Source organism: Niveispirillum sp., assembly GCF_052437035.1.
GTDB lineage: Bacteria > Pseudomonadota > Alphaproteobacteria > Azospirillales > Azospirillaceae > Niveispirillum.
This window is the reverse complement of sequence record NZ_JBQVOH010000001.1, coordinates 637,592-651,185: the sequence shown is the minus strand read 5'-3', so window position 1 is coordinate 651,185 and position 13,594 is coordinate 637,592. Positions and strand designations below refer to the sequence as shown.

General features: G+C 64.7%; 13 protein-coding genes. 2 read left to right on the top strand and 11 right to left on the bottom strand.

Annotated elements, in window-relative coordinates:
• The first annotated feature begins 20 nt into the window (after positions 1–20).
• Positions 21–1,313, top strand: a complete 1,293-nt coding sequence (locus tag ACT6Q8_RS03185; protein ID WP_444732611.1) for a DUF3422 family protein — start codon at positions 21–23, stop codon at positions 1,311–1,313.
• Here ACT6Q8_RS03185 and ACT6Q8_RS03180 read toward each other — a convergent pair.
• A complete protein-coding gene (locus ACT6Q8_RS03180) occupies positions 1,276–2,514 on the bottom strand; it encodes a TIGR03862 family flavoprotein (protein WP_444732610.1) in 1,239 nt (412 codons plus the stop codon). The genes ACT6Q8_RS03185 and ACT6Q8_RS03180 overlap by 38 nt on opposite strands.
• A 94-nt stretch (positions 2,515–2,608) precedes the next feature.
• A complete protein-coding gene (locus ACT6Q8_RS03175; protein ID WP_054167173.1) occupies positions 2,609–2,971 on the bottom strand; it encodes a methyl-accepting chemotaxis protein in 363 nt (120 codons plus the stop codon).
• A 217-nt stretch (positions 2,972–3,188) separates the two neighbouring features.
• Here ACT6Q8_RS03175 and ACT6Q8_RS03170 point away from each other — a divergent pair, with 217 nt between their 5' ends.
• Positions 3,189–3,752 (top strand): DUF1993 domain-containing protein, encoded by a 564-nt coding sequence (locus tag ACT6Q8_RS03170; RefSeq protein WP_444732609.1) that lies wholly within the window; start codon positions 3,189–3,191, stop codon positions 3,750–3,752.
• Between the two features lie 67 nt (positions 3,753–3,819).
• On the opposite strand, the gene serA is transcribed toward ACT6Q8_RS03170, so the two are convergent.
• The 9 genes from serA to ACT6Q8_RS03125 all read right to left on the bottom strand — a co-directional run bounded on the left by serA (position 3,820) and on the right by ACT6Q8_RS03125 (position 13,512).
• Positions 3,820–5,400, bottom strand: a complete 1,581-nt coding sequence (serA, locus tag ACT6Q8_RS03165) for a phosphoglycerate dehydrogenase (RefSeq protein ID WP_054167171.1) — start codon at positions 5,398–5,400, stop codon at positions 3,820–3,822.
• A 204-nt stretch (positions 5,401–5,604) separates the two neighbouring features.
• Positions 5,605–6,762: a phosphoserine transaminase gene (locus ACT6Q8_RS03160; RefSeq protein WP_444732608.1), complete on the bottom strand. Its 1,158-nt coding sequence runs from the start codon at positions 6,760–6,762 to the stop codon at positions 5,605–5,607.
• A 258-nt stretch (positions 6,763–7,020) separates the two neighbouring features.
• The gene (locus ACT6Q8_RS03155; protein WP_444732607.1) at positions 7,021–8,727 is read right to left on the bottom strand and encodes a hypothetical protein; all 1,707 of its coding nucleotides are present in this window, start codon (positions 8,725–8,727) and stop codon (positions 7,021–7,023) included.
• 186 nt (positions 8,728–8,913) lie between these two features.
• Positions 8,914–9,351 (bottom strand): GNAT family N-acetyltransferase, encoded by a 438-nt coding sequence (locus ACT6Q8_RS03150; protein ID WP_444732606.1) that lies wholly within the window; start codon positions 9,349–9,351, stop codon positions 8,914–8,916.
• A 12-nt stretch (positions 9,352–9,363) separates the two neighbouring features.
• The gene (locus tag ACT6Q8_RS03145) at positions 9,364–10,008 is read right to left on the bottom strand and encodes a LysE family translocator (RefSeq protein WP_444732605.1); all 645 of its coding nucleotides are present in this window, start codon (positions 10,006–10,008) and stop codon (positions 9,364–9,366) included.
• Entirely contained in the window at positions 10,008–10,601 is a 594-nt protein-coding gene (locus ACT6Q8_RS03140) for a DJ-1/PfpI family protein (RefSeq protein WP_444732604.1), read from the bottom strand. Before ACT6Q8_RS03140 ends, ACT6Q8_RS03145 begins: the two co-directional genes overlap by 1 nt.
• A gap of 29 nt (positions 10,602–10,630) precedes the next feature.
• Entirely contained in the window at positions 10,631–11,419 is a 789-nt protein-coding gene (locus tag ACT6Q8_RS03135; RefSeq protein WP_054167167.1) for a PhzF family phenazine biosynthesis protein, read from the bottom strand.
• Positions 11,420–11,442: 23 nt separating this feature from the next.
• Positions 11,443–12,804, bottom strand: a complete 1,362-nt coding sequence (locus ACT6Q8_RS03130) for a pyridoxal phosphate-dependent decarboxylase family protein (RefSeq protein ID WP_444732603.1) — start codon at positions 12,802–12,804, stop codon at positions 11,443–11,445.
• A gap of 105 nt (positions 12,805–12,909) precedes the next feature.
• The gene (locus tag ACT6Q8_RS03125; RefSeq protein WP_444732602.1) at positions 12,910–13,512 is read right to left on the bottom strand and encodes a LysE family translocator; all 603 of its coding nucleotides are present in this window, start codon (positions 13,510–13,512) and stop codon (positions 12,910–12,912) included.
• Between the last annotated feature and the right edge of the window lie 82 nt (positions 13,513–13,594).

Here is a 13,594-nt window from a genome sequence, read left to right as displayed (position 1 = left end):
TAATGAGCCGGGGGAACTTCATGGCGATGGCACCGGATGGGCGCGACGGAAGGGATCATCCCCAACGCACGCAGCTGAATGACGAGTTGCACGCGCGTCCGCACATGCGGATCACGACCCCGGCGCGCGTCACCCATCTGGCCCATCTGACGGGGGAGCTGGGGGCTGATCACGCCCATCTGCTGGCGCTATGCCGCGATGTCGGCCTGCCGCTGCCGGGATCGGAGCTACGGCAGGTGCAGCTGCTGGTCGATGGCCGCGCCGTAAAATGGGAACGCCATACCGAATTCACCGCCGTCACCATCGCCGACATGGCACCGGGTGAGGCGGGGGAATGGTCGGCCCTGTCCCCGCGTCTGGCCGACTGGACCTCACGGCTGCCGGGGCCGCGTCTGGTGGCCTGCCATCTGCGGCTGGAGCCGGATGGGGACCCGCATCACACGCCCGACAGCCTGTCTGCCATCTTCCCACGCGGAGAGCTGCTGGGCAGCGAGGTGGCGGGCGGCGAGGCGCTGGTCTGGACCGATTTCCACCTGGGCAGCGATGGCCATACCCGCGTCCTGGTCCGCGACAAGGCCCTGTCAGCCAGCCATGCCGGCCGTGTGATCCAGCGTCTGCTGGAGATTGAGACTTACCGCATGACCGCGCTGCTGGGCCTGCCCCTGGCGCGGGAGGCGGGGCCTGAACTGGCCAGCCTGGAACAGCGTCTGGAAGGCATCGTGGCCCGCACCGCCCTGGGCGGCAATCTGGCGGAAGAACACGGGCTGCTGGATGCGCTGACCCGTCTGGCGGCGGAAGCAGAAGCCCTGTCGGTGCGCTGCCGCTACCGGTTCGGGGCCACGACCGCCTACGCCGAACTGGTCGAACGGCGGGTGGAGGAATTGCGGGAAGAACGGATACCCGGCCTGCAGCGCCTCGGCGTCTTCCTGGAACGCCGCTTCCGCCCAGCCGTCCGCACCTGTGAGGCGGTGGCCCGGCGTCAGGGCGAGCTGGCCGCCGGGATCAGCCGCGCCAGTTCGCTGCTGCGTACCCGTGTGGATGTGCAGCGGGCGGAACAGAATGCCGAAATCCTGAAAAGCTTGGAACACCGTGCCCGCACCCAGCTGCGTATCCAGGAAGCGGTCGAAGGCCTGTCCGTCTTCGCCATCTCCTACTACCTGCTGGGGCTGGTGAAGTACGTGGTGGATGGCCTGCCCACCATTGGCGGCCTGCCGCCCAAGGCGCTGATGACCGGCATTGCCGTGCCGACCATCGTCGCCGCTGTCTGGGTGGGGATCAAGCGCCTTCGCCGGGCAGTGTCGTCGGGGAAGTAAGGAACCGCTCCACCCCCCTGGCCGCCGCCACCGCCGTCGCATAACAGCCCTGGAGCAGGTATCCGCCCGTCGGCGCCTCCCAATCGAGCATCTCGCCACAGGCAAAGACGCCCGACAGTGCGGATAGCATCAGATTGCCATCCAGGGCCGACAGCTTGATGCCACCCGCACTGGAGATGGCCCGGTCCAGCCCCCGCTGTCCGGACAGGGTCACCGGAAGGGCCTTGACCAGTGCCGCCAGATTGGCGGTTCGACCCAGATCAACATCGCCCGCGAATTCCCGGATCAGCGCACCGGTGGGCGGCCCCAGGGTCAGGCCCTTGCGCAGCTTGTTGGCCAGACTGTCGGCGGGCGGGGTGCGTGCCAGCTTGTTCTGCACCTGCGGCCCCGTCAGGTCGGGCTTCAGGTCCAGATGCACCACCGCTTTGCCTTCCCGCTCAATCGCGTCGCGCAGCGGCGCCGACAGGGCGTAAAGCGCCCCACCTTCAAGCCCCGTGCGCGTGACGACCAGTTCACCAGGAACGGTTCGGTCCTTGAAGGTCAGGGCGATGCGCTTCAGCGGCTCACCCTCTGCCCGCTCCAGGAACCCGGCACTCCAGGCGACATCAAAGCCACTATTGGACGGGCGGAACGGGGCGAGCGGCACACCGCGCGCCGCCAGCAGCGCACTCCACCCACCATCCGATCCCAGCCGCGGCCAGCTGGCCCCACCCAGTGCCAGGATGGTGGCGGCGGCCTGGACCGTCTGCGGACCCGCCGGGGTGTCAAACGACACGGCCCCGTCATCGGCCCAACCGGTCCAGCGATGGCGCGTGAACAGCTTCACCCCCAGCCCGTCCAGCCGTTGCAGCCAGGCGCGCAGCAGGATGGAGGCCTTGAAGCTTTTCGGGAACACCCGGCCAGAGGAGCCGACAAACGTCTCCACTCCCAGCCCATGGCACCAGTCGCGCAGGTCGGTGGGCGTGAAGGCACGGATCAGCGGGTCCATGAACGGACGGGCAGCGCCATAGCGGGTGATGAACCGGTCCAGCGGTTCAGAATGGGTGATGTTCAGCCCCCCGCGCCCCGCCATCAGGAACTTGCGGGCCGGGCTGGGCATGGCGTCATGGATTTCCACGAGGTGGCCCGCACCTGCCAGGATTTCTGCCGCCATCAGACCCGCAGGGCCGGCGCCGATGATCAGGATGGGGCGGTTCGACATCAGTACGATCCTGAAACTTTACCTGGGAACATCATTCAAACGCAAAGGGCGGCGCCGTTGCCGGCACCGCCCTTTCCAATGTCACAACACGCGATCAGGCGTGGGTGATGGCGCGCTCGACCAGCTGGCCCAGATGCTGGGTACGCTTGGTCAGGCTCTGCAGCACGGCAGAGATTTCGGCCGTTGCGGCGGCGGTCTGGCCCGACAGGTTCTTCACTTCACCGGCCACGACCGCGAAGCCCTTGCCGGCTTCGCCCGCGCGGGCGGCTTCGATGGTGGCGTTCAGGGCCAGCAGGTTGGTCTGCTTGGCGATGGCGTCAATCTGCTGCGCCACCGTGCCGACCTTCTCAATTTCGGTCCGCAGGCCTTCCAACTCACGGCTGATTTCCTGCAAGGCGGAGGACACCTCGCTCTTGCCAGCGCCGGAGAGATTGCTCGATTCGCTGCCGTACTTCATCTGCAAAGGCCTTGCGTCTCAGGGGTTGTCCGATCAAGGGCCCGGGTCCACCGGGTCCGACAGACTACATAGCACAAACTGTCGAACACCATGGTTACGATTTTCCACCGAACACATCACTTTCGGATAGGAAGAAGAGTGCTGGCATCGACGGGATGGCGTGACACCGGTCCATGGGCGCTACAGTCCGGGGACGATCAACCGGACGAGAGATGAAATGTCATTGCATGAGCTTCTGGTGCCGACCTTCACGCAAATGCTGCGCGCCATAGGCGGCTGGCTGGACAAGGCGCAGGCCCATCAGGGGACGGATACCGACGCACTGCTGTCGAATCGGCTGGCACCTGACATGTATCCTCTGGCCGCCCAAATCCGCTTTGCCTGTTTCCAGGCGCAGGAACCGTTCTACCGTCTTCAGGGCGTCGCCTTGCCCGATACGCTGCTGGCCGTGCGTCAGCAGGGCTGGAACGCCAATGCCAATCCCGGCAACTGGGTCCAGGCGCGGGAATGCCTGTCGGCGGCGATCGGTTTCCTGACGGCACTGGAGCCAGGCGCATTGGACCGGCATGACGGGCGCACCATCGCCCTGGCCCTGCCTAACGGCATGGTCTTTGACATGTCACCTGAACAATATGCCCGGGACTGGTGCCTGCCGCAGTTCTATTTCCACCTGACAACGGCTTACACGATCCTGCGCCATCACGGCATTCCGCTGGGCAAGGCCGATTATGTCGCGCACATGCTGGCGTATCTGCGCCCACCCGGTGCGACACCGGCCTGACCGTTGCACATAAAGAAAAAGGGAGGGCCAATGCCCTCCCTTCTCTCCCGCTTGATCCCGGTCAGGATCAGGCGAAGGTCAGTTCTGTCGCACGCACCACGCTGGGCAGGGCGCGGATGGTGGCCAGCAGGGCGTCATCCACCTTCTGATCCACCGACACCAGACAGATGGCATTGGCGCCCGGTGCCGTGCGGCCCAGGTGGAAGGTGGCGATATTGACGCTGGCATTGCCGAGCGTGGTGCCCAGCTTGCCGATGAAGCCCGGCTTGTCCTCGTTACGGACGAACAGCATGAAGGGCGTGACCTCGGCTTCGATCGGCACTTCGTCGATTTCGACCAGACGGGGCTTGTCACCGCCGAACAGGGTGCCGGTGACGCTGTTGGTGCCCTTGTCGGTGGTGACGATGATGCGCACCAGGGTCTGGTAATCGCCGTCATTGGTGCGCTTGGTCTCGGCCACCTTGATGTCACGCTCCTTGGCGATGACGGGGGCGTTGACCATGTTCACCGATTCCATCAGCGGGCCCAGCAGGCCCTTCAGCACGATGGCCGTCAGCGGCTTGGTGTTCAGCGTCGCGGCCTGGCCTTCATATTCGATGGCGACGCCCTTCAGGCTGCCATCGATCAGTTGGCCCACGAAGCCGCCCAACTGTTCGGCCAGCTTCATATAGGGGCGCAGGCGCGGGGCCTCTTCCGCCGTGACGGACGGCATGTTCAGGGCATTGACGACAGCGCCATTCACCAGATAGTCGGCCAGCTGTTCGGCCACCTGCAGGGCAACGTTTTCCTGCGCTTCCGTCGTAGAGGCGCCCAGGTGCGGCGTGGCCACAACCTTTTCATTGCCGAACAGCGGGTGGGCCTTGGCCGGCTCTTCCGCGAACACGTCCAGGGCGGCACCGGCAACATGGCCGGCCTCGATGGCGGCCTGCAGGGCCTCTTCCACGATCAGGCCGCCACGCGCACAGTTGATGATGCGCACGCCCTTCTTGGTCTTGGCGAGCGCCTTGGCGTCCAGCACACCCTTGGTCGCCTCGGTCAGCGGCGTGTGCAGGGTGATGAAGTCAGCGCGCTTCAGCAGCTCTTCCAGTTCCACCTTCTCCACGCCGATTTCCGTGGCGCGTTCGGGCGACAGGAACGGGTCGAAGGCGATGACCTTCATCTTCAGGCCGATGGCGCGATCAGCGACGATGCCACCGATATTGCCGCAGCCGATGACGCCCAGCACCTTGCCGAACAGTTCCACGCCCATGAAGCGGTTCTTCTCCCACTTGCCGGCATGGGTGGAGGCATTGGCCGCCGGGATTTCACGGGCCAGCGCGAACATCATGGCGATGGCATGTTCGGCGGTGGTGATGGAATTGCCGAACGGCGTGTTCATCACGACGACGCCACGGGCCGTGGCGGCGGGGATGTCCACATTATCAACACCGATACCGGCGCGCCCGACAACCTTCAGGTTGGTGGCAGCGGCCAGGATATCCTTGGTCACCTTGGTGTTGGAACGGATGGCCAGACCATCATACTCACCGATGATGGCCTTCAACTCGTCGGGCTTCAGACCGACCTTGACGTCAACCTCAACGCCGCGCTCCTTGAAAATCTCTACGGCGCGGGGGGACAGGCTGTCGGAAATCAGAACCTTGGGCATGGGAGTGTCCTTCGCATGAAGATGCGGGATATATGGGGAAGCAGGGTCCCCTCACCCTCCCACCTGCGTTGCGGGCGGGCCCCTCCCTCTCCCACTTTCGTGGGCGAGGGGTGAAATCTGCCCCTCTACCGCCTGGCGGGAAAGGGAGGGGCCCATCGCTGCCAAGCAATGGGAGGGTGAGGGTCAACCCGTCAAATCAGGAAATCAGCCGGCCTTGACCGTGGCATAGGCCCAGTCGAGCCAGGGCAGCAGGGCCACGATGTCAGCGTTCTCGACAGTGGCGCCGCCCCAGATGCGGATGCCCGGCGGGGCATCGCGGTAGGAGCCGGCGTCCAGCGCCACGCCTTCCTTTTCCAGAAGGCTGGTCAGCTTCTTGGCGATCTCGGCCTGCGCCTCTGCCGGCTGTTCGGTCGCCCAGGGGTCGACAATCTTCAGGCAGATGGAGGTGCAGGAACGGCTGTCCACCGTGTCGGCCAGGAAATCGACCCAGTCGGTCTTGGCAACCCAGTCGGCCACGGCCTTCAGGTTACCTTCCGACCGGCCGATCAGCCCTTCCAGACCGCCCACCGACTTGGCCCAGTTCAGGCCGTCCAGCGCGTCTTCGACGGCGATCATTGATGGGGTGTTGATGGTCTCACCCTTGAAGATGCCTTCCGACAGCTTGCCATTGCTGGCCATGCGGAAAATCTTCGGCAGCGGCCAAGCCGGCTTGTAGTTCAGCAGCCGGTCAACGGCACGAGGGCTCAACGCGATCATGCCGTGCGCGGCTTCACCGCCCAGCACCTTCTGCCAGGACCAGGTGACGACATCCAGCTTGTCCCAGGGCAGGTCCATGGCGAACGCGGCAGACGTCGCGTCGCAGATGGTCAGGCCCTCGCGGTCGGCGGCAATCCAGTCGCCATTGGCGACGCGGACACCCGAGGTGGTGCCGTTCCAGGTGAAGACGACATCGCGGGAGAAATCGACGGCGGTGAGGTCGGGCAGCGCACCGTAACCGGCGACCATCTGACGGACATCGGTCAGCCGCAGCTGCTTGACGACGTCGGTGACCCAATCCTTACCAAAGGATTCCCAGGCCAGCATATCGACGCCACGGGCGCCCAGCAGCGACCACAGTGCCATTTCGACGGCACCGGTGTCGGAGGCGGGAACAATGCCCAGCCGGTAATCGGCGGGGATGCCCAGAATTTCCTTGGAGAGGGTAATCACCTGCTCCAGCTTGGCCTTGCCGGGCTTGGAGCGGTGCGAGCGGCCCGTCAGGGCGCCCTTGAGGGCTTCAATCGTCCAGCCGGGGCGCTTGGCGCAGGGACCCGACGAGAATTGCGGATTAGCGGGGCGATTGCCCGGCTTCGGCGCAGCCATTATGGCTATTCCTTCCAGAATAGTAGCACCCCGTTGGGGGGGTGTGACCCGCCGCCGAAGCTATGGACTTGGAAGGTGCCCGTCAATGGGGCATCGCTGCGCGTGGATCAGATTTCTGCTCTGCGGGGCACGCAGGGGAAAGATTATTACTTTTGATTTGTTCCGTCAGGCGCCGGGCGCCGCCATCCGGCGGCTTGGCTCACGCCGCATGTGCGGCGGACCGGCAGTCGCCGACCGGCAATGGTCAGGCGACGATTGCTACCCCATCGGCAGCAGCGACTTATCCACCAGCCCGGATTCCAGCATGGCATTGCACAGCTTGAAATAGGCGTCGCGGCGTTCGGTGGCGCCGGGGAACCGTTCCAGATAGTTCAGGATGAATTCCGGTCGCTTCAGCGCTTGGGTCAGTTGATCCGCCGCAAGCTGCCGCGCCCGCCCCTCCGGCAGGCCACCGCACAGGCGCACGATGGTCAGGATACGGTCGGCGAACGGCATACTCTGGTTCGCCAGGATTTCCGTGCGGATACTGTCGAAGATGGCACTGTCCAGGATTTCGGCCATTTCCCGCTTGGGCGCCGCCGGCATGCCCGACATCACGATGCGCCGGGCCATGGTGCCCAGCGTCTTGATCGCCTCCATCCGGTTGCCAACCTCGCGGATGAAATCCTCCGGCACGATCAGGCTGCGCAGGTACGTCGCGATCTTCGCCTTCGGCGCATCGCCCGGCGCGGTTTCGGCCAGTGACAGAACCGTTTCCGCCTTGGTCACCGCCCCCCGGATGGGGCCGATCAGTTCGGACATCGCCTCCGGCTGGATCAGACGGTCGGCGCGCTGGGCCAGCGCCTCCAGCACCTCCTCGTCCCTGCCAAGGGATGGCGCGTGCTGGCGCAGATAGGTGATGACCTCGACCGTGGCCTCCATCTCATCCCGGATACCCCGGTCGCTGCGCAGCGGCAGGCGGGAATGGAGATGACGCAACAGTCCCAGACGCAGTTCGGCCAGCGTGCGGGGCAGCACCCCTTCGGACAGCAGCATGGACAGGGCCTTCACGCCCGCCGGCTGTTCCCCCTGCCCTGCCCCCAGATTGCCGACATAGAGATCGACCGCATTCAGCACCAGTTCCAGGCGCGTCTTCTCCTGCCCCGCCAGTTCCTTCAGCGCCAGGGGAGACGCCAGGATTTCGGCGGCCAAGCTGTCCAGGACGCGCATTTCACGCAAGGACAGGTCCGGCGTGAACATCTGGAACAGCCGATCCAGCTTCTCCACCCAGCTTTTGGCATCGGCCAGATACGCCGCCACGGCGCGGTACAGCGCCCGCGACAGCCCTTCCGGCGGGCCTTTATAAGCGGAAACAACTTCCAGCAATCCGCCGGGGCCGATCTTGATCGGCGGGTTTCCCTTGGATTCCTTAACCAGCGCCGCCAGACCATTGTCGGCAATGTTCATTAGTTCCTTCATGCGCGACACGGCGGTCTGCTTGGTGCCGCGTACCTGTACCGAGGCCAGACGCTGCAACGCGCCCTGTACCGTCGTGCCCGCCTGATCCAGCACGCGGGCATGCACCTCGTAATTCAGGATCTCCAGCGGGGTCAGCCGTTTCTCATCCAGGAACTTCACGAAGAAGGTACGGAACATCTGGCGCTGGATATCGCCCATCAGGTCTTCAGGCTTATCGCACCAGGACGCGTCCCGGCCCGGATTGGCACGGGCCAGCGGGTCCACCTCCTGCACGCCATTGCGCAGACGTTTCACCATGGTCACGGTCGTGACGAACTCATGGTCCTTATAATCGGAACGGCGGACAAGGCGGATACCATCCACCTCATTGCGTTGAACCAGCATGGCAGCCGACGGCTCCAGCTGACGCAGGTCGGGCGACTCCCGCACCACCAGCCACAGGTCCGTGTGGAAACTGTGCAGTTCATAGACCGTCTGGACGGTACCGATGAGTTTCTGTTTGTCCACAGGCCAGGGCTCGATAAAACCATCTCGAACGCCGACCGTCAAACCAACGGGGCGGCGCCAGCGGACGGCAAGTCTGAAAGCCGGGCTATCTTGCTCAATTCTCCATCCGGGGTAAACAGAGGAATAACGGACGGGTTGGATAGACCGAAAGGCATAGGCGATTCGTACCACCTATGCGCGTATCCATCAGGCTTTTGCGGGCCGCCACATGGCCCTTCCCGGTTTATCAAGTGCTGCAAAGCCGAACTTTGCGTACAACCCGTGCGCGTCCGCCGTGAAAAGCAGGAATCGGCGCAAATCCGCCCATTCCGGACGGTTGACCACACTGTCCACCAGGAAGGTTCCAAGCCCCGCACCGCGCCGTTCCGGGTTCACCCAGACATCCGCCAGATAGGCGAAACTGGTGTGGTCGGTGATGACGCGGCAATAGCCGATTTGGAAACAATTGAAATCATAGAGGCCGATTGCCACCGAATGGCGTGCAGCCTTCTCGACTTTCGCGCGACTGATTCCCGGTGACCAGTAGCTAGATGCCAGGGCCGGATGGATGATATCGAAGTTCAGACGGGCCGGATCATTGCTGACGACATGCCCGTCGTCGCGGCGGATTTCCCAGATATCCATGACGCCCTTCCCTTACCGATTGATCGCCATATGGGCGGCAAGGCCGGCCAGGACCGATCCCATGACCATGCGCTGTGCCCGCGCCCAAACAGGCTGCCCTGCCAGAAATCGGGGGATGCCGCCGCCGATCAGGATGAAAATGGCGTTCACCGACAGGCTGATGCTGATCTGCACGGCCCCCAGTTCCAGGCCCTGCGCCAGGACAGAGCCGCGCGCCGGATCAATGAATTGCGGCAGCAGCGACAGGTACAGCATCGCCGCCTTGGGGTTCAGCAGGTTGGTGACCAGCCCCATCATGTAAAGCCGGCGGGGGCTGTCGGGCGGCAGATCGCGCACCTGAAACGGGGAATGCCCGCCGGGGCGCAGCGCGTTCCAGGCCAGCCAGGCCAGATAGGCGGCACCAGCCCAGCGGATGATGTCGAATGCCAGGGGCACGGCGGACAGAACCGCCGTCAGGCCCAAAACCGTCGCCATCAAGAAGACGACAAAGCCGGTTCCTACCCCCATGAGCGAGATCAGGCCGGCACCCCGTCCCTGACAGATGGAACGGGAGACGAGATAGGCCATGTTGGGGCCGGGCGTCAGCACCATGCCAAGACTGAGTGCCGCGAAACCGCCCAGAACGGGCAGTGGCACCGGCAGAAGCTCCGCTGCCATCACGCCGCCCCCTGGCTAGGATTGGGCGCCACCTCGGCCAGCACGGCGGCGGCCAGTTCCGGCCCCGCGAGCCGGGTCACGACCCAGCCGACCAGATCGGCATTGGCCAGACATCCGGCCGCCGTCGCGACCGGACCATCCACCACCAGACCGTCATTGACATAGGTCGCCCCCAGTTCCGCCAGCCGCGCGATGGCATCGGGTGCGGCATAGGTGGTGGCGCGGCGGCCGTGCAGATGGCCCAGCGCGCCCAGAATCAGCGACCCGCTGCATTGCGCCGTCAGCACCTGCCGGGCCGGGTCCAGACCCGCGAACCGTGCCAGATAAGCGGGATCGCGGTGCAGGGCGCGGGTGACAAAGCCGCTGGCGAACATCACGGCATTGGCATCCGCCGCTTCCTCCACCCGCCCATGCATGGCGATGGACAGGCCGGTGCGGGAGACATGCCGATCCGCCGTGCCCAGCAGACGCACATGCCATTCGGTCCCATCCTTGACCAGCCCGGCATGAACAGGCCGGTTGAACAGGTCCCAGGGCAGGAAGACATCAATGTCTGTGAAACCGTCGAAACAGATGATGGCGATGGTGGGCATGGGATGGCCGCCTTCAGCAGAACCGGGGATCAGACATGGATCGTGCCTTCCAGATAAAGGACGGCGCGGCCCGCGATATGGACGCGGTCACCCAGCAGGCGGCAATGCAGCGTACCGCCGCGCGCCGAAACCTGCCGCGCCTCCAGCACATCCTTGCCTAGCCGTTCCGCCCAATAGGGGATCAGGGTGCAATGGGCCGACCCCGTGACAGGGTCCTCCGGAATGCCATCCATGGGCGCGAAGAAGCGGGACACAAAATCCACGCCCGGCTCATCCCCTGGTGCGGTCACAATGACCATGCGCCCCACCCCGTTAAGCAGGGCGAAATCCGGGGACAGGGCACGGACCGTGGCCGCGTCCTTATAGACGACGAACCAGTCGCGGGCCGCCTGCACCAGCTCCGGCGACGGACCGCCAAGCCCGCGGATCAGGTCAGGATGGGCATCGATATCCTTCGGCGCGCGGGTCGGGAAATCCAACGTGTAAAGCCCATCGGTGATGATCACGCGCAGGTCCCCCGCCACCTTGGTGCGGAACCGGATCTCGCTGATATCGGGATCGATGAAGGTCCTGATGACGAAGGCCGAGGCCAGGGTGGCATGACCGCACAGGTCGATCTCGTTGGCCGGCGTGAACCAGCGCACGAACCATCCCTCTCCATCGCGCAGGATGAAGGCCGTTTCGGCCAGATTATTCTCCGCCGCGATGGATTGCATGACGGCGTCGGGCAGCCAGCTTTCCAGCGGCACCACGGCGGCGGGATTGCCCCCGAACAGTGTGTCGGTGAAGGCATCGACCTGATAGAGCGGCAGGCGCATGATCAGTTCCTCAAAGGTCAGACTTAGACAGTTTCGCGCAACCGGGCCAGAACGGCGATAGCGTGATCAATTTCCGCCTCGCCCGTGCGCCAGCTGGAGACGGACAGGCGGGCGGCGGGACGCCCGCGCCAGACGGTGGGACCGAACCAGATCTCGCCCGACGCCTCCGCCGCCTTGCGGATGCGGGTCAGATGGGCGCCATCGTCAGTATCGCCCGCCACCCGGATCAGCACCTGGTTAAGGACGACGCGGTTCAGCACCTCGAACCCCGTGGCGCGCAGCCCGTCGGCCAGGCGGCGGGCGAAGGCGCGGTGGCGGTCCACCATCTCCGCAATGCCCTCCACCCCCAGGGTGCGCAGGGCCGCCCAGATGGGAATGCCCCGCGCCCGGCGGGAGAATTCCAGCGTCAGGTTTTTCTGCGAAAACGGATCGGCGGCGGCATAGGCCGCGTCGCTGTTCATGGCGGTGGCCAGGGCGTGACCATCGCGGCAGATGGCGATGGCGCCATCATAGGGGGTGTTCAGCCATTTATGGCCATCGGTGGTCCAACTGTCCGCCCCTTCCACCCCGGCGGTCAGGCGCATGGCATCCGATGACAGCCGCGCCCACAGGCCGAAGGCGCCATCGACATGCACCCAGGCACCGGCGGCCCGCGCCGCCCGGATCAGGGGGATGAAGGGATCGAATTCGCCCATATTCACCTCGCCGGCCTGCAAGCACAGGATCGTGCTGTCATCCAGGGGCGGCAGACGGTCAGGATCAATCCGGCCGAATTCATCGGTGGGCGCGATGATCAGGTTATCCAGGCCAAAGCCCAGAACCCGCAGCGCCTTGCGCACCGTGATATGCACCGTCTCCGACACAACCACGCGGATGGGCGGCGACCCGGCCAGACCCTGACGGTCAAAGTCCCAGCCCTTGCGTGTCAGCAGTGACCGGCGCGCCGCCGCCAGACAGGCCAGACCACAGGCGGTTGCCGACGTGCCGAAACCCACCGCCGCCTCACGCGGCAGATCCAGCGCCTCCAGCAGCCAGTCGCCTGCCTGCCGTTCCAGCACAGCCGACACCGGTGAATTGTCATAGGAAGAGGCGCACTGGTCCCAGGCCAGCATCAGCCGTTCCGCCGCCGCAGCAACCGGCAGTGCTGCACCGATGACGAAGCCGAAATAGCGCGGACCATTGCTGGTCACGGTCGCCGGGCCGCCGACGCCATCAAGCAGGGACAGCGTTTCCTCGGCTGGACGACCCCGGTAGGGCAGCGGCTCGGCGAATACCGACAAGGCGTTCAGCGCTGCTTGGTCGGGAAAGACCCGCCGACCCGCCACGCCACCCAGATAAGCGGTGGCGCGGTTGTCTGCATCGCGGATCAAGGAAAGTTCGTCCATGATTGTCCCTGTCGCACGGGAAACGTCACCCGCAGGCGACACAATCAACAGGTACAATCAGGACAATAGACACTCAATGACGATATTGTATCCATAACAAGATCGTCAAACCAGAAGCAACAAGGCGCTGGCCGCCGTGGCAAGCCCCAGGGCACCGTTGAACAGCCGCAGACGGCGGTCATCCCGCAACCAACGGCCCATGGCCTGACCGAACAGGACCCAGACAAGGGTCCAGGGCATGCCCACCACCAGGAACATGCCCGTGACGGTCAGGATGCTGCCCACCTCGCCCAGTACCGGCATGCGGTAGATGGCATGGACAGAAAGGGCCATGGCCAGACCCTTGGGATTGATGAACTGAAATGCCGCCGCCTGCAGGAAGGTCAGGGGTGCGGCGCGTGATCCCGCCTCAGGACGGCCCGCCGTGCCGATCTTCCATGACAGGTACAGCATATAGGCCACCCCGGCATATTTCAGGATCGGTTCCAATATCGGCACGGCGCGCATCAGCGCCTCCCCGCCAATGCCGGCCAGCAGCAGCAGGGAACCGAAGCCGGCGACAATGCCCAGTATATTCGGCACCGTGCGGCGCACGCCAAAGGTAGCGCCGCTGGCGGCCAGGATCATGTTGTTGGGGCCCGGTGTGACGGAGGTGGCGACGCAATAGCCCGCCAGGGCCAACAGGGTTTCGTTCAGGCTGTTTTCCATCACGCACCCTCCATGTATGGGTGACAATCACCATTGTCACCCTTGCTTTGCGTGAATTGTCACCCTGTATCGCAGAATTGCT

Bases quoted from the DNA above. Each gene is read 5' to 3' on its own strand.
- ACT6Q8_RS03185 (WP_444732611.1), top strand. From the start codon at position 21: ATGGCGATGGCACCGGATGGGCGCGACGGAAGGGATCATCCCCAACGC.
- ACT6Q8_RS03180 (WP_444732610.1), bottom strand. From the start codon at position 2,514: ATGTCGAACCGCCCCATCCTGATCATCGGCGCCGGCCCTGCGGGTCTG.
- ACT6Q8_RS03175 (WP_054167173.1), bottom strand. From the start codon at position 2,971: ATGAAGTACGGCAGCGAATCGAGCAATCTCTCCGGCGCTGGCAAGAGC.
- ACT6Q8_RS03170 (WP_444732609.1), top strand. From the start codon at position 3,189: ATGTCATTGCATGAGCTTCTGGTGCCGACCTTCACGCAAATGCTGCGC.
- serA (WP_054167171.1), bottom strand. From the start codon at position 5,400: ATGCCCAAGGTTCTGATTTCCGACAGCCTGTCCCCCCGCGCCGTAGAG.
- ACT6Q8_RS03160 (WP_444732608.1), bottom strand. From the start codon at position 6,762: ATGGCTGCGCCGAAGCCGGGCAATCGCCCCGCTAATCCGCAATTCTCG.
- ACT6Q8_RS03150 (WP_444732606.1), bottom strand. From the start codon at position 9,351: ATGGATATCTGGGAAATCCGCCGCGACGACGGGCATGTCGTCAGCAAT.
- ACT6Q8_RS03145 (WP_444732605.1), bottom strand. From the start codon at position 10,008: ATGGCAGCGGAGCTTCTGCCGGTGCCACTGCCCGTTCTGGGCGGTTTC.
- ACT6Q8_RS03140 (WP_444732604.1), bottom strand. From the start codon at position 10,601: ATGCCCACCATCGCCATCATCTGTTTCGACGGTTTCACAGACATTGAT.
- ACT6Q8_RS03135 (WP_054167167.1), bottom strand. From the start codon at position 11,419: ATGCGCCTGCCGCTCTATCAGGTCGATGCCTTCACCGACACACTGTTC.
- ACT6Q8_RS03130 (WP_444732603.1), bottom strand. From the start codon at position 12,804: ATGGACGAACTTTCCTTGATCCGCGATGCAGACAACCGCGCCACCGCT.
- ACT6Q8_RS03125 (WP_444732602.1), bottom strand. From the start codon at position 13,512: ATGGAAAACAGCCTGAACGAAACCCTGTTGGCCCTGGCGGGCTATTGC.